Below are 18536 nucleotides of genomic sequence, written 5' to 3' on the forward strand. Positions count from 1 at the left end.
ATCCGACGGCCACTCGGGGTCACTTGCTGAAGTCCGGGACCAGCTTGGTGATCTCGGTCTCCGCGGTGCTCAGGCCCTTGTCGAGGGACTCCTTGCCCCCGGCGACCTTGAGCAGCTCGGTGTCGAGCGGCACCCACAGCGAGCTGTACTCGGGCAGGGCCGGGCGCGGCTGGGCGGCGGAGAGGACGCCCTGGTAGCCGGCGATGCCCGGGTCGGCCTTGACCTCGGCGGTGTAGGCGTCGTCGCGGGTCGGCAGCGTGTTGTTCTTCAGGGCGATGGTCTCCTGGGCCTTCGCCGACGTCATGAAGTTCACGAACTTCAGCGCGGCCTTCTGGTGCGCCTCGTCGGAGCCGGCGTACACGGAGAGGTTGTGGCCGCCGGTCGGGGCGCCGGCCTTGCCGGAGGAGCCGGCCGGGACGGTGGCGATGCCGAGGTTGTTCTTGTCCTTGAACGCCGAGCCCTTGTAGAAGTTGGTGATCTCCCACGGGCCCTGCATGATCGCGGCGACCTTGCCGTTGACGAACGCCTCCTGGATGTGGGCGTAGGCGTCGGCGGTGGTGTCGGCCTTGTGCAGGCCCCTGCCGTCGAAGAGGCTCAGCCAGGTGCCGTAGCCCTTCTTGGCGGCGGCCGAGTTGACGGTGATCTTCTTGGCGTCGGCGTCGACGGTGTCGGTGCCCTCGCCGTAGAGGAACGTCTGGGCGTAGTAGGCCTGGGTGGAGCCCCAGTAGCCGTCGACGCCGGTCTTGCCCTTGATCGCGGCGGCGGCCTTCTTCAGGTCGTCCCAGGTCTTGGGGGCCTCGACGCCGGCCTTCTTGAACAGGTCCTTGTTGTAGACGAAGGCGAGGGTGTCCGTGGTGAACGGGACGCCGTACGTCTTGCCCTCGTACTTGGCCTGCTCGACGAGGTTGGACTTGAACTTGGCCTGGTCGGTGAGGGCGTCGGTGCCGTCCAGCGGCAGGAAGAAGCCCTTCTTGGCGAAGGCGGGGGTCCAGCCGACCTCGGAGCGCAGGACGTCCGGGGCGCCCTTGGAACCGGCGGCGGTGTCGAACTTGTTCTGCGCCTGGTCGAAGGGGACGTTGACGTACTTGACCTTGACGTCCTTGTTGGCGGCCTCGAACTCCTTGACCAAGGCCTGGTACGTCGGCGCCTCGTTGGTGGCGTTGGAGGTGTCCCACCAGGTGATGGTGACCGGCCCGCTCGAGTCGCTGCCGCTGTCGTCCCCGCCGTTGCAAGCCGTCGCCGCGAGAGCGAGGGACGCCACCAGCGCGGTGGCCGCTATGCCACGCCGCATGAGTTCTCCTTGAGGGTGAAAGCCCGTGTGATGCAAGGACGGCCCCGTCTGCCTGTCCCTGCTGTCTTGCCGACTGCGCCGTTGCGGCCGCCGGGCGACGTGAACGTAACAGCGCTGAAAGACTTACGAAAGACCTTGCAGAAAAAAAGTGCAAGACACCTTCGAAGTTATCCGTGTGTGACCTCTCAGCGACCGGGGTGAGACGGTTGTTTACACGGGTGAAGCGCTAGTGGGGCCGGTTGTGCAAGACTCTGCAAGCTCTTGCCATCACTTTCACGAGGGAGCGCGATGACGCAGCAACCCGGACCGGGCCGATCAACAGGTCGCCCGCGGCGTCCGATTGGTGTGCAAGGCGACATGCGGCCGGTACAGTCCAGTCCCGTGACCACACGGCTTGCCGACATCGCTGCTCAGGCGGGGGTGAGCGAAGCGACCGTCAGCCGAGTCCTCAACGGCAAGCCGGGCGTCGCCGCCACCACCCGCCAGTCCGTGCTGGCCGCACTCGACGTGCTCGGCTATGAGCGCCCGGTGCGGTTGCGGCAACGGAGCGAGGGCCTGGTGGGCCTGATCACCCCGGAGCTGGAGAACCCGATATTCCCGGCGCTGGCGCAGGTCATCGGCCAGGCACTGACCAGGCAGGGCTACACCCCCGTACTGGCCACCCAGACCCCCGGCGGCTCGACCGAGGACGAGCTCACGGAGATGCTCGTCGACCGCGGGGTCGCGGGCATCATCTACGTCTCAGGGCTGCACGCGGACACCACCGCCGATATGCAGCGCTACGAGCGCCTGCGCGCCCAGGGCGTCCCCTTCGTCCTGGTCGACGGCTTCTCCCCCAAGGTCCAGGCACCCTTCATCTCCCCCGACGACCGCGCCGCGATGAGCCTGTCGGTCACGCACCTGGTCTCCCTGGGCCACACCCGCATCGGCCTCGCGCTCGGCCCCAAGCGCTTCGTTCCGGTCCAGCGCAAGATCGAGGGCTTCGTCCGCACGATGCAGGACCAGCTCAGCCTGCCGGCGAACGTCATAGAGACAGAACTGATCCAGCACTCCCTGTACACCCTGGAGGGCGGCCAGGCCGCCGCCACGTCCCTCATCGACCGCGACTGCACCGCGGTCGTCTGCGCCAGCGACATGATGGCGCTCGGCGCGATACGGGCGGCCCGGCAGCGCGGTCTGGAAGTCCCGAAGGACGTCTCGGTGGTCGGCTTCGACGACTCCCCGCTGATCGCCTTCACCGACCCGCCCCTCACCACCGTCCGCAAGCCGGTCCCGGCGATGGGCCAGGCCGCGGTACGCACGCTGCTGGAGGAGATCGGCGGGACTCCGGCGCCCCACAGCGAGTTCGTGTTCATGCCGGAGCTGGTGGTGCGCGGTTCGACGGCTTCGGCACCAGGGAACAGGAATCATCCCTGAGTCGTCCGCAGGGCCGAGAATCCCCGCATCCGGCCCTGCGCCGGTAGGAGACCGGCACGGTCCGACCGCCGTAGGACGTGCATTCTGAACCCAACCGGAGGATGATCGGTCGGGGAAGTCTTTTCTGGCAGACTCTGTGCCTATGGGTGAAACCACCGTGACGACACTGGAAGGCCGGGAAGCGGCCGTTCCGCACCCCGTCGCGGACGAGACGGGGCGGGACCCCCTGCGCCGCGTACGCACCCCACGCCGCCCCCGCCTCTGGTTCGAGATCCTGCTGATCGCGGTGAGTTACTGGACGTACTCACTGATCCGCAACGCGGTACCGGAACAGAGGGCCGAGGCGCTCAGCAACGCCGACTGGCTCTGGAAGCTGGAGCACCACCTCGGCATCGCCGTCGAGGAGTCGATCAACCACACCGTGAACTCGGTGACTTGGCTCATCGTCGGCATGAACTACTACTACGCCACGCTGCATTTCATCGTCACCCTGGCCGTCCTGGTCTGGCTGTACCGCAGCCACCCCGGCCGCTACGCGGCGACCCGCCTGGTCCTGTTCGTGACCACAGGTGTGGCCCTGGTCGGCTACTACCTGTATCCGCTCGCTCCCCCACGGCTGATGACCCACGGCGGCTTCATCGACACGGTGATGGTCCACGACACCTGGGGTTCGATGGCCTCGGGCGACCTGAAGAACATGTCGAACCAGTACGCCGCGATGCCGTCGATGCACATCGGCTGGTCCGTCTGGTCCGGTCTGACGATCTTCGCCCTGGCGAGGATTCCCTGGGTACGCGTCCTGGGCGTCCTCTATCCTGCGGCAACCCTGCTGGTGATCGTCGCGACGGCCAACCACTTCTGGCTGGACGCGGTGGGCGGCCTGCTCTGCCTGGCGTTCGGCTTCACGGTGGCGCGGCTCTGGTACGGAGCGTTGCCGTACGCCCTGCCGAAGCTGGTGCCCGCCCGTGGAACGGACGGGCGGTCGCTGCCGGCCAAGAGCTAGCCGGCCAGCTCGGCCGGCCCGCTACGGACAGCTCGCCACGGTCGGCTCGCCACGGTCGGCTCGCCAGAATCACTCCCCCCGGTGCACGACGTGGCCGCCGGTCACCGTCAGCCGCACCGGCGCCTCGGCCAGCTCGTCCGCCGGTGCCGCCACCGGGTCCAGGCCCAGTGCGGTCAGGTCGGCCCGGTGCCCAGGGGCGACACGGCCCGCGGTGTCGGCCTCCCCCGCCGCCAGCGCCGCGTGCGTGGTACACCCCTCCAGCGCCTCCATCCCGGTCAGCCCGGCCGGGTCCGACGCCGCCCCACGCGGCCTACGGGCGGTCGCCAGCACCGCCCGTACGTCGTAGTGCGCGATCGGCCAGTCCGAGCCCAGCGCCACGACGGCGCCCGCGTCCCTCAGGTCCCGCAGCCGCCAGGCGTGCCCGGCCTGTCCGCTGCCCAGCCTGCGGGACCACTCGTCCGTGCCGTCGGCCCGGGTGTACGCGGTGTGCGGCGGCTGCGGGGAGGCGGCCACCCCGAGGCGGGCGAACCGGGGCAGCAGATCGTCCGGCGCGGTCTCGATGTGCTCGATGCGGTGCCTGCCGCGCGCCCCGGGGCCGAGGCCCTGGGGCGACGTCCAGGACGTGCCGCACCGCCGCGTCCCCGATGGCGTGCGTGGCCGTGCGCACCCCGGCCGCGTGCAGCTGCCGTACGGCGGCGGCGTACGCCTGGGGATCGGGCCAGAACGCCTCCGTCCCCTGGCCGTGGCAGTCCGCGTGCTCCAGCCATGCGGTTCCGCCTTCCACGGTCCCGTCCATGAAGAACTTGACCCCGCCGACCCGCCAGTGCGGGCCGCCCTGGGACTGTGCCGCCACCAGCTCGTCCAGGCCGGCCCCGCGGGGGCCCGGGGGGGGGGCGCCACGCTCAGCGCTCACGCCCCGTAGAACAGCTCCTCCACCACAGCCCGCGCCCGCCGCGCCGTACGCCGGTACGCGTCGAGCATGTCGCCCACATGGCCGGGCTCGCACCCCAGGTAGCGCCCCACCGCCGCCAGTTCCCGGGGGTCCGACGGGAAGGTGTCTCCGGCCCGACCGCGCACGAGCATCACGGCGTTGCGCACCCGCGTCGCCAGTACCCAAGCCTCGTCCAGGGTCGCCGCCTCCTCGGCCGGGATGAGCCCGGCCGCACACGCGGCGGCGAGGGCCTCCCGCGTCCGTGTCGTCCGCAGGCCCGGCTCGGCCCAGCCGTGCTGGAGCTGGAGGAGCTGGACGGTCCACTCGACGTCGGAGAGCCCGCCGGGACCGAGTTTGGTGTGCAGCTTGGGGTCGGCGCCGCGCGGCATGCGCTCGGACTCCATGCGGGCCTTCAGCCGCCGGATCTCGCGCACGGCGTCCTCGCCGAGCCCCTCCGCGGGGTAGCGCAGGGGGGCGATCAGGTCGATGAAACGGCGCCCCAGATCCTCGTCCCCGGCCACCGCCTCGGCCCGCAGCAGCGCCTGCGACTCCCAGACCAGGGACCAGCGGCGGTAATACGCCTCGTAGGAGTTCAGGGTGCGCACCAGCGGACCCGACTTGCCCTCCGGACGCAGGTCGGCGTCGATCAGCAGGGGCGGATCCGAGCTCGGGATCTGCAGCAGCCGGCGCATCTCCGCGACCACCCGGTTCGCGGCCTGCGCGGCCTCCTGCTCCTCCACGCCCTCGCGCGGCTCGTGCACGAACAGGACGTCCGCGTCACTGCCGTAGCCCAGTTCGTGCCCGCCGAAGCGGCCCATGCCGATGATCGCGAAACGGGTGGGCAGGGTGTCGCCCCAGCCCTCGCGGACGACGGCCCGGAGCGTGCCCGCGAGGGTCGCCGCCGTCAGGTCCGACACCGCCGCGCCGACGCGGTCGACGAGGGCGCCCTGGTCGGCCTCGGCCGGCTTCGTCTCGGTGCCGTAGGAGTCGACGATGTCGGCGGCGGCCGTACGGAACAGCTCGCGGCGCCGCACACCGCGTGCCGCCGTGACCCCCTGTACGGCACCGGCCGCGCGGCCCACCCCGGCGAGGATCTCCTGCTCCAGGTGGCTGCGCGAGCGCGGTTCGAGACCGGTGCCGCCGTCGCCGTCACCGAGCAGCGCCACCGCCTCCGGGGCCCGCATCAGCAGGTCGGGGGCGAGGCGGCCCGCCGACAGGACGCGGGCGAGGTTCTCGGCGGCGGCGCCCTCGTCCCGCAACAGCCGTAGGTACCAAGGGGTCTTGCCGAGCGCGTCCGACACCTTGCGGAAGTTCAGCAGACCGGCGTCCGGGTCCGCCGATTCCGCGAACCAGCCCAACAGGACCGGCAGCAGGGTGCGTTGGATCGCCGCCTTGCGGGTGACGCCGGAGGCCAGCGCCTCCAGGTGACGCAACGCGGAGGCGGGATCGGCGTACCCGAGGGCGACCATCCGCTCCCGCGCCGCCTCGGCACTCAACCGAGCCTCGCCGGGGGCGAGTTGGGCGACCGCGTCGAGCAGCGGGCGGTAGAAGAGCTTCTCGTGCAGTCGTCGTACGGCGCTCGCGTGCCGTTTCCATTCGCGGTTCAGCTCGGCGACCGGGTCGGCGCGCAGGCCGAGGGAGCGGCCGATGCGCCGCAGGTCGGCGTCGTCCTCGGGTACCAGGTGCGTCCGGCGCAGCCGGTAGAGCTGGATGCGGTGCTCCATGGAGCGCAGGAAGCGATAGGCGGCGTCCAGCTGCGCGGCGTCCGCGCGGCCGACGTAGCCGCCGGCGGCGAGCGCGCGCAGGGCGTCCAGGGTGGTGCCGCTGCGCAGGGAGGTGTCGTCCCGGCCGTGCACCAACTGCAGCAGCTGCACGGCGAATTCGACGTCGCGCAGGCCTCCCGGGCCGAGCTTGAGCTGGCGGTCCAGCTCGGCCACCGGGATGTTCTCGACGACCCGGCGGCGCATCTTCTGCACGTCGACGACGAAGTTCTCCCGCTCGGCGGCCTTCCAGACCAGGGGCTCCAGCGCGGCGACGTACTCCTCGCCCAGCTCGATGTCGCCCGCCACCGGGTGGGCCTTGAGCAGCGCCTGGAACTCCCAGGTCTTGGCCCAGCGCTGGTAGTAGGCGAGGTGGCTGCTGAGCGTGCGCACCAGGGGGCCGTTCCTGCCCTCGGGGCGCAGATTGGCGTCCACGGGCCAGATCGAGCCCTCGACGGTCGTCTCGGAGCAGATCCGCATCATGTGCGAGGCGAGCTTGGTGGCGGACCGCAGCGCCTTGCCCTCGTCGGCGCCGTCGACGGACTCGCCCACGAAGATCACGTCGACGTCGGAGACGTAGTTCAGCTCGTGGCCCCCGCACTTGCCCATCGCGATCACCGCGAGCCGGCACTGCGCGGCGTCCTCCGGGGCGGCGCTGCGGGCGATGGCGAGGGCCGCGCGCAGGGTCGCGGTGGCGAGGTCGGCGAGTTCGGCGGCGGTCTGGGCCACGTCGGTGGTGCCGCACACGTCACGGGCGGCGATGGACAGCAGGCAGCGTCGGTAGGCGACGCGCAGCGACACCGGGTCGGTGGCCTCGGCGAGGCCGCGCTCGAACTCCTCCACCTCCGGGTGCAGGTCCCGCGGCTCGTACATGACGAGCGCCTGCCAGTCGCCGGAGTGCCTGGCGAGGTGGTCGGCGAGCGCGGCGGAGGCGCCGAGCACACCGAGCAGCCGGTCGCGCAGGGGCTTGGCCGCTATCACCGTGTCAACCAGTTCCCGCTGGGCGGCGGGGTCGGGCTGTGCTTCGAGCAGCCGTACGAGACCGTGCAGGGCGAGGTCCGGGTCGGCGGTGGCGCCCAGGGCCTCAAGGAGCACCGGGTCGTCCCTGATCGGCGCGACCTCGGCGCTGTCCAGGAGCCGCTCGGCGGCCGAGGGGTCGGTGAATCCGTGCCGCAGCAGCCGGCTGAAGGTACTGCTCCTGCGCCCCGGCGCCGTCATGCTCGGCCTCCCGTCCGATCGGGGCCCCACGCGCCCGATCAAGGTCGTACGCGGTCGAGCCTAACCGGAGTACCTGGGAGTGGCGCCGATGAGTTCCGACGGCGTGCGCGGTCAGCATGGTCGAGTGACATTCGAGCGACATGCCCGGAGGGCCCCCGATGACCGACAAGCAACCGCAGACCCGGCTGGATGCGCGTTACAGCGACGAGGCGGCCACGGCCATCCCGTGGGCCGAGGCCGAGAAGCTGCTGGCCGAGGCCGAACTGTTCTGGATCTCGACGGTACGACCGGACGGGCGCCCGCACGTGACCCCGCTGCCGGCGGTGTGGTCGCAGGGCGCGCTGCACTTCTGCACGGGACCGGAGGAGCGCAAGGCGAGGAACCTGGCGGAGAACCCGAACCTCGTCCTGACGACCGGCACGAACACCTGGGACAAGGGCTACGACGTGGTGGTCGAGGGCGAGGCGGTGCGGATCACCGACGACGCCCGGCTGCGCGAACTGGCCGCCGCCTGGGAGGCGAAGTACGGCAGCTTCTGGCACTTCGACGTCGCCGACGGCGCTTTCCGGCACGGTGCGGGACACGCAAACGTCTACTCGGTGGCGCCGGGCACGGTTTTCGGCTTCGGTAAGGGTGAGCCGTTCAGCCAGACCCGTTGGCGATTCACCTTGGAGGACTAGCGATGGACTTCACGCTCGAAGTGATCCCGCTGCCCGTGAGCGACATCGACCGGGCCCGCGACTTCTACCGGGACAAGGTCGGCTTCCACGTCGACATCGACCAGGAAGTGATGCCCGGCATGCGCATCGTCCAGCTCACGCCGCCGGGCTCGGGCTGTTCGATCGCGCTCGGCGACAGCATCTGGGAACTGACCAAGGGCGCCACCACGCCCGAGCCCGGCTCCTACCAGGGCCTCCAGCTCTGCGTCGCCGACATCAAGGCGGCCCATGCGGAGCTGGTGGAGCGAGGGCTGGAGGTGTCGGAGCCGGTCCAGTACTCCCCCGACGACGGCGCGACGTTCATGTACTTCACGGACCCGGACGGCAACGGGTGGTCGATCCAGGAATACCGGCAGCGGGCCACGAAGCCCCTGCACACACTGTTGGCGGAGCTGGCCGGGGAGTAGCAGGTCCGGTCGGCACGATCGGCCGGGGCAGCCGTAGATGCCGTTATTCGGCATGCCGTTACGTGGCATGCCGCTACGTGGCCGTGGCCATTGGGTGACCCACGCGATGGGCGTGCGTCACCCAATGAGCGTGTCAGGAGGAATTGACCCAGGACCCCAGGTGCTGAGGCTGTGTCACTTGTTGTGCCCGCCCGGGAGGTGGCCCGCCGGGTTGACGCTCTCATCGTCAAGGCCCTGGCCCGTGCAGGTCGGTTGCTGACCGTTGGGCTGCTGGCCGCCGCCGTTGGTGCACCGCGGGGTGATCGCGGCGTCGGCGATACCTGCGCCGCCGATGCCCAGCGCGAACGCCGCGGCAACTGCAGCAACTGCGGCCGAGAGCCGCTTCCTTGTGAGTCTGCTCGCCATTTCCGCTCGGCCTCCAGTCCTGATCCTCGGTATGCGGCAGAGCGTTCCGGACTGTCGCGTGTACTCCTCCCACGTTTCTCGCAGGCATTCGGACATGTCAAGACAAGTAGGACAATTACTGATAAAATCCGCTCACTGTAGGTCACTTCGCCTGCGCGGCGCGCACATTGGCCACGTTGACCTGCGTTGACGCGCGACAGGACGAACCTCTCCTGGATCCCGCCCGATGAGCCCCGCATCTCACCACGTGGCCGGCGACCTGCCGCGATCGGCGGCGCCCGCCCGACCCGCATCGCATCTGTCCGGCTGCTGCGACCCCGGTCCCCCTCGGCCCCGGGACCACCATCGGCGATGAGTGTTCTTCGGACAACGGCGGGGGGCGACGGTCAGTGAACCGTCGCCCCCCGCGTGCGCGTGGCGTTCCCAGTGAGTTACGCCGAGCCCGGCCGACCCGCGACTAAAGAACCGGCAGGTTCTTCCGCAGCTCGAACGCGGTCACCTCGGAGCGGTACTCCTCCCACTCCTGGCGCTTGTTGCGCAGGAAGAAGTCGAAGACGTGCTCACCCAGCGTCTCGGCGACCAGGTCGCTGTTCTCCATGAGGGTCAGCGCCTCGCCGAGGTTCTGCGGGAGGGGCTCGATGCCCATCGCGCGGCGCTCGGCGTTGGACAGCGCCCACACGTCGTCCTCGGCGCCCGGCGGCAGCTCGTAGCCCTGCTCGATGCCCTTGAGGCCGGCGGCCAGCAGGAGGGCGTACGCCAGGTAGGGGTTCGCGCCGGAGTCCAGGGAGCGGACCTCGACCCGTGCCGAACCCGTCTTGCCGGGCTTGTACATCGGGACGCGGACCAGGGCCGAGCGGTTGTTGTGGCCCCAGCAGATGTACGACGGGGCCTCGCCGCCGGCGCCCGCGGTGCGCTCGGAGCCGCCCCAGATGCGCTTGTAGGAGTTCACCCACTGGTTGGTGACCGCCGAGATCTCCGCCGCGTGGCGGAGAAGGCCCGCGATGAAGGAGCGGCCGACCTTGGAGAGCTGGTACTCCGAGCCGGACTCGTAGAACGCGTTGCGGTCGCCCTCGAAGAGCGAGAGGTGCGTGTGCATGCCCGAGCCGGGGTGCTCGGAGAACGGCTTCGGCATGAACGTCGCCTGGACGCCCTGCTCCAGCGCCACCTGCTTCATGACCAGGCGGAACGTCATGATGTTGTCCGCCGTGGACAGCGCGTCGGCGTAGCGCAGGTCGATCTCCTGCTGGCCCGGCGCACCCTCGTGGTGGGAGAACTCGACCGAGATGCCCATCGACTCCAGCATGGTGATCGCCTGGCGGCGGAAGTCCATGCCGATGTTCTGCGGGGTGTGGTCGAAGTAGCCGGAGTTGTCGGCGGGCGTCGGGCGCGAGCCGTCCAGCGGGCGGTCCTTCAGCAGGAAGAACTCGATCTCGGGGTGCGTGTAGAACGTGAAGCCCAGGTCGGAGGTGCGGGCCAGGGCCCGCTTCAGCACGTACCGCGGGTCCGCGAAGGACGGGGAGCCGTCCGGCATGAGGATGTCGCAGAACATGCGGGCCGTGCCGGGGGCCTCGGCGCGCCAGGGCAGGACCTGGAAGGTCGACGGGTCCGGCTTGGCGATCATGTCGGACTCGTATACGCGGGCGAATCCCTCGATAGCCGAGCCGTCGAAGCCGATGCCCTCGTCGAAGGCCTGCTCCAGCTCGGCCGGGGCCACGGCCACGGACTTGAGGAAGCCCAGCACGTCCGTGAACCACAGCCGTACGAACCGGATGTCGCGCTCCTCCAACGTCCGGAGCACGAACTCCTGCTGCTTGTCCATCTTCCGCTTCCCCATCCTTGCTGGTCAGGCCGCCTGTCTCCGGTACCGCAGGAGGCGGTCGGGCACCTGAGCATCACACCACAACACCATTTCAGGCGCGTTGCGCACCTTGATCGCCGAAGCGACCTCGGGTCGAACGCCCGGCATACGACGGGTGCCCCGCCATGGAGCCGGTGAACTGCTCTGCTGCCCATCTTGCCTGCTCGGACCGACATCCGTAATGCCCGGCCCCACAGGACCCACCCCACTTTAATTTGCATCTTGGATGCAAGTTTTAATGGTGGCGGGCGGTCTCCCGACGGTGAGGTCTCGAAACACCTCCACGCGCGCGTGCACGTCGGCGACCGGCTGCGCCTGTCGGCGCCGTACGGCGACCTCGTCACGCCGGCACCGACGCCCCGCTGCTCCTCGCCTCCGCCGGCATCGGCGTGACCCCGATGGTCGCCATGCTGGGGCAGCTCGCGGACACCGGGCACGAGGGCCGGGTGATCGTCGTGCACGGCGACCGCTTCCCCGTCGAGCACGCCCTAACACTCCGTGATATCGTACGGTTACCCTCTGTTAAGAGGGTGTCGCAGCAGGACCTGCCGGGGGGACGACGCCGCTCAATCGGTCGAGCGTCCGTGAACCTCAGCCCGCAGGGCTGGAATCCTCCCGCATTCAGCGGGGGGAGGAGGTCAATACGAGGTGTTCGGGCCCGTCCACAGCGGTCGGCTCAGAACCGCGTAGCCGAATCAAGGCAGCCCCGGGCTCAAGTGGCCCGGGGCTAAAACTTTCTGGAGATCTCCAGCAGCAGCGGCCCCGTCGGGTCCGCGGTCACGTCGGCCACCGTCAGCGGGTCCAGCGAGGCGAAGAAGGCCTCCTGGGCCCGCCGCAGCGCGCCGCGCAGCAGGCACCCGGAGTGCAGCGGGCAGGGGTTGTCGCCCTCACACTCGACGACGTCGCCGTCCCCCTCGAAGGCCCGCACGACCGAGCCGACCGACGCGGTACGACCCCTCTCGCTGAGCGTGAGCCCGCCGCCGCGGCCCCGGCGGGCGTCCACCAGGCCCATGTGCTGCAACTCGGCGACGACCTTGGCGGCGTGCGTGTACGGCACCTCCATGTCCGCCGCGACCTCGCGGGTCGTCGGCGTGGCCTCCCCCAGGACGGCGAGCCGCATGAGGAGGCGCAGTGCCAGGTCGGTGGAGCGCAACAGCCGCATGTGAGGCAGCGTAGATAATGCGCATCCCCGGTTCAAAATATCCGGCGCACCTTCCCCGTCGGCTGTCGGCCGGTCGGACAGGTAGTCCCGATCCGGACTTTCCCGTGCCCTCTCTACGAGAGGGCACACCTTCCCCATTACGATCAGCGGACCCGACCGTCCCTTTCCCCAGAAGGACCACACCTCATGGGCTCCGCCAAGAACCAGAGCAACGCCTCGCGCAAGGCGCGAATAGAGGAGATGCGGCGCGCCGAGCAGGCCCGTGAGCGGCGCAACCGCATCCTCACGATCGGGGCCAGCGTGGTGATCGTCGCCGGTCTCGTCGTCGGCGGTGTCGTGCTCGTCCGGTCGCAGTCCGACAAGAGCGACGCGGCGGCCGACTCCAGCACCACCGGCAAGTTCGTGACCGGCAAGGACGGCGTGCGGACCTGGGAAGGGAAGCTGGGCCGCACCCACGTCGCCAAGAGCGTGAAGTACTCCTCGGAGCCCCCGGTCGGCGGCGACCACAACCAGGTGTGGATGAACTGCAACGGCGACGTCTACACCAAGGAGCTCAAGAACGAGCACGCGGTGCACTCGCTGGAGCACGGCGCGGTGTGGGTGACGTACACCTCCAAGGCGTCCAAGGCCGACGTCGAGGCGCTGGCGGCGAAGGTGAAGAAGACGCCGTACACGCTGATGAGCCCGGACGACAAGCAGAAGGACCCGATCATGCTCACCGCGTGGGGCCACCAGCGCACGGTGACCGGCGCGAGCGACCCGAACGTCGCCAAGTTCTTCGAGACGTACGTCCAGGGCAAGCAGACGCCCGAGCCGGGCGCGGCGTGCACGGGCGGTCTGTCGGAGTGAGGCAGCACGTCGGCTGGACAGCGGGAACCGCGGCGGCAGTGCTCGTCGCGGCCGGCGCGATCACCTACGCGGTCGCCGAGGACGGTGGTGCGAGCAGTACGCCGAGCGCCGACTCGGCGGACGCCGGGTTCGCGCGGGACATGGCGGTGCACCACCAGCAGGCCGTGGAGATGTCGTACATCGTGCGCGACCGCACGAAGGACGAAGAGGTACGGCGGCTCGCGTACGACATCGCCCAGACACAGGCCAACCAGCGCGGCATGCTGCTGGGCTGGCTGGACCTGTGGGGGGCGCCGAAGGTGTCGTCGGACGCGCCGATGACCTGGATGGGCATGGGCGACATGGCCTCCGGCAAGGACGGCGCGCTGATGCCGGGCATGGCGACCAACACGGAGATGAAGAAGCTCGACGGCCTCAGCGGCAGGCAGGCGGAGATCTTCTACCTCCAGCTGATGACGGACCATCACAAGGGCGGCATCCACATGGCCGAGGGCTGTGTCGACAAGTGCACGGTCGGCGTGGAGAAGCGGCTCGCGCAGGGCATGGTGGACGGGCAGAAGTCGGAGATCGACCTGATGACGGGCATGCTGAAGGAGCGGGGCGCGAAGCCGCGGTCGTAGCGCCCGGACTGCTCGTGAAATGGTTTTGTCATTAGGTTAGTTGGGACCTTCTTGGGCCGGGCATTGACCTGGCATGAACGGTTCGTCGCTTAAGTGGCCACCGTCGGGTGATCCACTCGCACACACGAACCGCACAGGGGGTTCCATGAGATATCGACGCGCCTCGCTGCGCGCCTCGGTGAGCATGGCGGCGACACTGCCTCTGCTCACCGGCGCGCTTGCGCTGGGCATACCCGCGGCGCACGCCGCGGACCAGCAGGGCCGGGACACGCTCTCCGGCACCAAGCCCGCCTGGGCCACGGCCAAGGCCGACCAGGGCTCGGCCTCGGACAGTGCCAAGGTCTCCGCCCGCGTCTACCTCCGGGGCCGGGACGCGGCCGGTCTCGCCGCATGGGCGAAGGCCGTGTCGGACCCGAGCTCGGCGTCGTACGGCAAGTACCTGACCGCCGACCAGGCCCAGGCCCGCTTCGGCGCGACGAAGGCCCAAGTGGCGGCGGTCAAGGGCTGGTTGACGTCGGCGGGCCTGAAGGTCACGGGCGTCACGCAGCACTACGTCGCCGTCACCGGCGATGTGGCCGCCGCGGAGAAGGCGTTCGGCACGCAGCTGCACAACTACACCAAGGGCGCGAGGACCTACCGCGCACCCACGAAGGCCGCCTCGGTGCCGGACAGCGTGAAGGACGCCGTGCTGACCGTCACGGGTCTGGACAACGCCCCGCACATGGCGAGCCATCAGGACCAGCTCCCGGCGCCGGAGACCGTGTTCCGCAACGCCGGGCCGTTCTCGACGTACCACGGCTCGAACGTGGCGAGCGCACTGCCCGACGCGTACGGCACGAAGATCCCGTACGCCGTCAAGGGCTACACCGGCAAGCAGCTGCGTGCGGCGTACGGCGCCGGCACGCGCACCGGCAAGGGCGTGCGCATCGCCATCACCGACGCGTACGCCTCCCCGACCATCGCCTTCGACGCGGCCACCTACGCGAAGCGGAACGGCGACGCGGCCTACACCAGCGGCCAGTTGCGCCAGGTCCTGCCCGCGAAGTACACGCGGACCGAGGAGTGCTCGGCGGCCGGCTGGTACGGCGAGGAGACCCTCGACGTCGAGGCCGTGCACGCGGTCGCGCCCGGCGCGCAGATCACGTACGTGGGCGCCGCCTCCTGCTACGACGAGGACCTGCTGGACTCGCTCAGCAAGATCGTCGACAACCATCTCGCCGACCTCGTCTCCAACTCCTGGGGCGAGGTGGAGGCCGCCCAGACGCCGGACCTCGCGGCCGCCTACGACCAGGTCTTCCAGTTCGGCGCGGTCGAGGGCATCGGCTTCTACTACTCCTCCGGCGACGACGGCGACGAGGTCGCGAGCAGCGGCACCAAGCAGGTCGACATCCCGGCGAGTTCGGCGTGGGTGACGGCGGTCGGCGGCACCTCGCTGGCGGTCGGCAAGGGCGACAAGTACCTGTGGGAGACCGGCTGGGGCACGCAGAAGGCGGTCCTGTCCGCCGACGGCAAGAGCTGGACCGCCTTCCCCGGCGCCTTCAACTCCGGCGCGGGCGGCGGCACCAGCAAGACGGTTGCCGAGCCGTACTGGCAGAAGGGTGTCGTGCCGGACGCGCTGGCCAAGGCCAACAACGCCGCCGGCAACCGCGTCGTCCCGGACATCGCGGCGATCGCCGACCCGAACACCGGGTTCCTGGTGGGCCAGACGCAGACCATGCCGGACGGAAAGACGCAGGCCTACGACGAGTACCGCCTCGGCGGCACCTCGCTCGCCGCGCCGGTGATCGCGGCCGTCCAGGCCCTGGCGCAGGAGGCGCGCGGCGGGAAGCCGATCGGTTTCGCCAACCCGTCGATCTACGCGCGGTACGGCTCGAAGGCCTACCACGACGTCACGGACAACCCGACGGGATCCGGGCTCGCGGTGGCACGCGTCGACTTCGTCAACGGCTATGACGCGACGGACGGCCTGACCACATCGGTACGCAGCCTGGGCAAGGACAGCTCACTGCAGGCCGTGAAGGGCTACGACGACGTGACGGGCGTGGGCACGCCCGCGAGCGGTTACGTGGAGTCGTACCGCCGCCGCTGACCACCGGCCCGGCCGCACACCGGCCGCACAAAGAGGCGCCCCGCCGACGGGGGAAGATCGGCGGGGCGCTTTGGTGCCGCAGTGGTTCAGGGGGGTCCGAGCCCGGAAGGGCTCAGTGGACGGAGTGCTCCTCCAGCGGGAACGTTCCGCCGACCACGTCCTCCGCGAACGCCTTGGCCGCGTTGCCCATGACCTCGCGGAGGTCGGCGTACTGCTTCACGAACTTGGGGACCCGGCCGCCGGTCAGGCCCAGCATGTCCGTCCAGACCAGGACCTGCGCGTCCGTCTCGGCTCCGGCACCGATGCCGACCGTTGGGATGTGCAGGACGCGGGTGACCTCGGCCGCGAGCTCCGCCGGGACCAGCTCCAGGACGACCGCGAACGCGCCCGCGTCCTGGACGGACTTCGCGTCGCGCAGCAGCTGCTGGGCCGCCTCCTCGCCGCGACCCTGGACGCGGTAGCCCATGGCGTTGACGGACTGGGGGGTCAGGCCGATGTGGGCCATGACCGGGATGCCGGACTCGACCAGCAGCCGGATCTGGTCGTGGGAGCGCTCGCCGCCCTCCAGCTTCACGGCGCCGACGCCCGCCTCCTTCACCAGCCGGGTCGCCGAGCGCAGCGCCTGCACCGGGCCCTCCTGGTACGAGCCGAAGGGCAGGTCGCCGACGATCAGGGCGCGCGAGGTGCCTCGTACGACGGCCGCCGAGAGCATGGCCATCTCGTCGAGGGTGACGGGCACCGTGCTGTCGTAGCCGAGGTGGCAGTTGCCCGCCGAGTCACCGACGAGCATGACGGGGATGCCGGCCTCGTCGAAGACGGACGCGGTCATCGCGTCGTAGGCGGTGAGCATGGGCCACTTCTCGCCCCGCTCCTTGGCGAGGGCGATGTCCCGGACGGTGATGCGGCGAGTGCCCTTCCCCCCGTACAGCGCCTTGCTGCCGTCGGAGGGCTTCGCCTGAGGCGTCTGGGCAGCCGAAAGCTGCGTCATTGCAACGGCTCCTTCTGTCATCTCGAGGCGCCCTGACGGCGTCCCCGGATCCCCTCCATGGTGGCACTTCGTGCCAGGGAGGGCTAGGCCACCCCATGTGAGTTCCGCCCCGCGCGTCGGTCCGCGCGTCGGTCGGCGAGTCACCCGCGCGTTCGCCCCGCGTAAGGTCTCGGCAAAAACTTTCGATACGAGACGGTGCCGTATCGTAAATCGCCTACGCTCGACGGCATGACTTCTCCCGCCCCTGACACCGGCCCCCGCATACCGGAAGCCGTGCACCGTCGCCGCTGGGCGATCCTCGGCGTGCTGATGCTGAGCCTGCTGATCGTCGTCCTCGACAACTCGATCCTGAACGTCGCCATCAAGACCATCTCGACCCCGGCCCCGACCGGTCTGGGCGCCACCCAGAGCGAGCTGGAGTGGGCGATCAACGCCTACACCCTCGTCTTCGCCGGCCTGCTGTTCAGCGCGGGCATCCTGGGCGACCGGCTCGGCCGCAAGAAGGTCCTGCTCGGCGGCCTCGCGGTGTTCGGCATCGGCTCCGCCCTCGCCGCGTTCTCCGGCTCGCCCGGCGAGCTCATCGCCTTCCGCTCGGTGATGGGCCTCGGCGCGGCCTTCGTCATGCCGGCCACCCTCGCCGTCCTGATGAACGTCTTCGAGCGCGACGAGCAGCCCAAGGCCATCGGCATCTGGGCGGGCGGCGTCGGACTCGCCATCGCCATCGGCCCGATCACCGGCGGCGTCCTCCTCGACCACTTCTGGTGGGGCTCGGTCTTCCTCATCAACGTGCCGATCGTGCTGCTCGCGCTCGCGCTGATGCTGTGGCTGGTCCCGGACTCCCGCGATCCGAACCCGGGACGGATCGACCCCATCGGCGTCGTGCTCTCCGTCGTCGGTCTGGTCCTGCTCGTCTACGGCATCATCAAGGGCGGCCAGCTCGCCGACTTCACCGACCCGACGGTCCTCGCGACGATCGCCGCCGGCCTCGCCGTCCTCGTCGCCTTCGTCGTGTTCGAGAAGCGCAGCGACCATCCGTCCATCGACGTCACGTACTTCCGCAACAAGGTCTTCTCGGCCGCGATCGGCGTCATCGCGCTGGTCTTCTTCGCCCTGATGGGCGTGACCTTCTTCTCGGTCTTCTACACCCAGAGCGTGCGCGGGTACTCGCCCCTGGAGACCGGCCTGCTGATGCTGCCGCTCGCCGCCGCCCAGATGATCTTCGCGCCGCGCGCCCGGCTCGTGGTCGACCGGTTCGGCAACCGGGCCACGACCACCGGGGCCATGCTGCTCATCGCCGCCACCCTCGCCGCGTTCGCCACGTTCGAGGCGGACACGCCGATCTGGCTCCTGGAGGTGGTGTTCTTCCTGATGGGCGCCGCCATGGCGCACATCATGACCCCGATCAGCGTCGTCATCATGCAGGCCATGCCCCGCGAGAAGGCCGGCTCCGCCTCCGCCCTCAGCAACACCTTCCGCCAGGTCGGCGGCGCGCTCGGCATCGCCGTACTGGGCTCGGTCCTGTCGACCGCCTACCGCAACGGCATCGACGACCGGCTCACGGTGCTGCCGGAGGACCTACGGCACACGGCGGGCGAGTCCATCGAGGCCACCCTCGGTGTCGCCGACCGGCTCGGCGCGCGGGGCGAGGCCCTGGTCGGGCCGGCCCACGACGCCTTCCTGCACGCCATGCACGTGACGGCACTGTGGGGTGCGGGCATCGCGGTGCTCGGCGCGGTGATCGTGGCGCTGTTCCTGCCGGGGCGGCCGACGGCGCCTCAGGAGGGCGAGACGGAGCGGGAGTTGGCGGCCGCGGAGTAGGA

General features: G+C 70.1%; 14 protein-coding genes and 2 pseudogenes. 9 read left to right on the plus strand and 7 right to left on the minus strand.

Annotated features, from left to right (window positions below):
- Positions 1-19: 19 nt before the first annotated feature.
- Positions 20-1291, minus strand: coding sequence for an extracellular solute-binding protein (locus AB5J49_RS13420; RefSeq protein ID WP_369168846.1), 1272 nt, complete (start codon positions 1289-1291; stop codon positions 20-22).
- A gap of 381 nt (positions 1292-1672) precedes the next feature.
- Between AB5J49_RS13420 and AB5J49_RS13425 the strand changes: the two genes are divergently transcribed.
- Positions 1673-2707 (plus strand): LacI family DNA-binding transcriptional regulator, encoded by a 1035-nt coding sequence (locus AB5J49_RS13425; RefSeq protein ID WP_369168848.1) that lies wholly within the window; start codon positions 1673-1675, stop codon positions 2705-2707.
- A 142-nt stretch (positions 2708-2849) separates the two neighbouring features.
- A complete protein-coding gene (locus AB5J49_RS13430; RefSeq protein ID WP_369168849.1) occupies positions 2850-3710 on the plus strand; it encodes a phosphatase PAP2 family protein in 861 nt (286 codons plus the stop codon).
- 69 nt (positions 3711-3779) lie between these two features.
- Here the strand turns inward: AB5J49_RS13430 and AB5J49_RS13435 are convergent.
- Together AB5J49_RS13435 and AB5J49_RS13440 are read right to left on the minus strand one after the other, a co-directional pair.
- Positions 3780-4506, minus strand: a pseudogene (locus tag AB5J49_RS13435) (amidohydrolase family protein).
- A gap of 113 nt (positions 4507-4619) precedes the next feature.
- The gene (locus AB5J49_RS13440; RefSeq protein ID WP_369168850.1) at positions 4620-7619 is read right to left on the minus strand and encodes a bifunctional [glutamine synthetase] adenylyltransferase/[glutamine synthetase]-adenylyl-L-tyrosine phosphorylase; all 3000 of its coding nucleotides are present in this window, start codon (positions 7617-7619) and stop codon (positions 4620-4622) included.
- 158 nt (positions 7620-7777) lie between these two features.
- Between AB5J49_RS13440 and AB5J49_RS13445 the strand changes: the two genes are divergently transcribed.
- A complete protein-coding gene (locus tag AB5J49_RS13445) occupies positions 7778-8299 on the plus strand; it encodes a pyridoxamine 5'-phosphate oxidase family protein (RefSeq protein ID WP_369168851.1) in 522 nt (173 codons plus the stop codon).
- 2 nt (positions 8300-8301) lie between these two features.
- Positions 8302-8745: a VOC family protein gene (locus AB5J49_RS13450; protein ID WP_369168852.1), complete on the plus strand. Its 444-nt coding sequence runs from the start codon at positions 8302-8304 to the stop codon at positions 8743-8745.
- A gap of 174 nt (positions 8746-8919) precedes the next feature.
- Here the strand turns inward: AB5J49_RS13450 and AB5J49_RS13455 are convergent, their stop codons facing one another.
- Positions 8920-9150: a hypothetical protein gene (locus AB5J49_RS13455; protein WP_369168853.1), complete on the minus strand. Its 231-nt coding sequence runs from the start codon at positions 9148-9150 to the stop codon at positions 8920-8922.
- A 457-nt stretch (positions 9151-9607) separates the two neighbouring features.
- On the minus strand, positions 9608-10969 hold the full coding sequence (glnA, locus tag AB5J49_RS13460; protein ID WP_369168854.1) for a type I glutamate--ammonia ligase: 1362 nt from the start codon (positions 10967-10969) through the stop codon (positions 9608-9610).
- Between the two features lie 285 nt (positions 10970-11254).
- Here glnA and AB5J49_RS13465 point away from each other — a divergent pair.
- A pseudogene (locus AB5J49_RS13465) lies at positions 11255-11499 on the plus strand (hemin transporter); the annotation flags it as partial.
- 236 nt (positions 11500-11735) lie between these two features.
- Here the strand turns inward: AB5J49_RS13465 and AB5J49_RS13470 are convergent.
- Positions 11736-12170, minus strand: coding sequence for an Rrf2 family transcriptional regulator (locus AB5J49_RS13470; protein ID WP_369168856.1), 435 nt, complete (start codon positions 12168-12170; stop codon positions 11736-11738).
- A 186-nt stretch (positions 12171-12356) separates the two neighbouring features.
- Between AB5J49_RS13470 and AB5J49_RS13475 the strand changes: the two genes are divergently transcribed.
- The 3 genes from AB5J49_RS13475 to AB5J49_RS13485 all read left to right on the plus strand — a co-directional run bounded on the left by AB5J49_RS13475 (position 12357) and on the right by AB5J49_RS13485 (position 15728).
- Entirely contained in the window at positions 12357-13019 is a 663-nt protein-coding gene (locus AB5J49_RS13475; RefSeq protein WP_369168857.1) for a DUF3105 domain-containing protein, read from the plus strand.
- Positions 13016-13639 (plus strand): DUF305 domain-containing protein, encoded by a 624-nt coding sequence (locus AB5J49_RS13480; protein ID WP_369168858.1) that lies wholly within the window; start codon positions 13016-13018, stop codon positions 13637-13639. The genes AB5J49_RS13475 and AB5J49_RS13480 overlap by 4 nt, the downstream gene beginning before the upstream one ends.
- Positions 13640-13784: 145 nt before the next feature.
- A complete protein-coding gene (locus AB5J49_RS13485) occupies positions 13785-15728 on the plus strand; it encodes a protease pro-enzyme activation domain-containing protein (RefSeq protein ID WP_369168859.1) in 1944 nt (647 codons plus the stop codon).
- 112 nt (positions 15729-15840) lie between these two features.
- Here AB5J49_RS13485 and panB read toward each other — a convergent pair whose 3' ends face one another.
- Positions 15841-16716, minus strand: a complete 876-nt coding sequence (panB, locus tag AB5J49_RS13490) for a 3-methyl-2-oxobutanoate hydroxymethyltransferase (protein ID WP_369168860.1) — start codon at positions 16714-16716, stop codon at positions 15841-15843.
- Between the two features lie 228 nt (positions 16717-16944).
- Here panB and AB5J49_RS13495 point away from each other — a divergent pair, with 228 nt between their 5' ends.
- Positions 16945-18534: an MFS transporter gene (locus AB5J49_RS13495; protein WP_369168861.1), complete on the plus strand. Its 1590-nt coding sequence runs from the start codon at positions 16945-16947 to the stop codon at positions 18532-18534.
- Positions 18535-18536: the final 2 nt, after the last annotated feature.

The organism is Streptomyces sp. R28 (genome assembly GCF_041052385.1).
Lineage (GTDB): Bacteria > Actinomycetota > Actinomycetes > Streptomycetales > Streptomycetaceae > Streptomyces.

Coding starts and splice junctions, on each gene's coding strand:
- AB5J49_RS13440 (WP_369168850.1), bottom strand. CDS start 7,619: ATGACGGCGCCGGGGCGCAGGAGCAGTACCTTCAGCCGGCTGCTGCGG.
- AB5J49_RS13485 (WP_369168859.1), top strand. CDS start 13,785: ATGAGATATCGACGCGCCTCGCTGCGCGCCTCGGTGAGCATGGCGGCG.
- AB5J49_RS13430 (WP_369168849.1), top strand. CDS start 2,850: ATGGGTGAAACCACCGTGACGACACTGGAAGGCCGGGAAGCGGCCGTT.
- AB5J49_RS13420 (WP_369168846.1), bottom strand. CDS start 1,291: ATGCGGCGTGGCATAGCGGCCACCGCGCTGGTGGCGTCCCTCGCTCTC.
- AB5J49_RS13495 (WP_369168861.1), top strand. CDS start 16,945: ATGACTTCTCCCGCCCCTGACACCGGCCCCCGCATACCGGAAGCCGTG.
- AB5J49_RS13450 (WP_369168852.1), top strand. CDS start 8,302: ATGGACTTCACGCTCGAAGTGATCCCGCTGCCCGTGAGCGACATCGAC.
- AB5J49_RS13455 (WP_369168853.1), bottom strand. CDS start 9,150: ATGGCGAGCAGACTCACAAGGAAGCGGCTCTCGGCCGCAGTTGCTGCA.
- AB5J49_RS13445 (WP_369168851.1), top strand. CDS start 7,778: ATGACCGACAAGCAACCGCAGACCCGGCTGGATGCGCGTTACAGCGAC.
- panB (WP_369168860.1), bottom strand. CDS start 16,716: ATGACGCAGCTTTCGGCTGCCCAGACGCCTCAGGCGAAGCCCTCCGAC.
- AB5J49_RS13470 (WP_369168856.1), bottom strand. CDS start 12,170: ATGCGGCTGTTGCGCTCCACCGACCTGGCACTGCGCCTCCTCATGCGG.
- glnA (WP_369168854.1), bottom strand. CDS start 10,969: ATGGACAAGCAGCAGGAGTTCGTGCTCCGGACGTTGGAGGAGCGCGAC.
- AB5J49_RS13475 (WP_369168857.1), top strand. CDS start 12,357: ATGGGCTCCGCCAAGAACCAGAGCAACGCCTCGCGCAAGGCGCGAATA.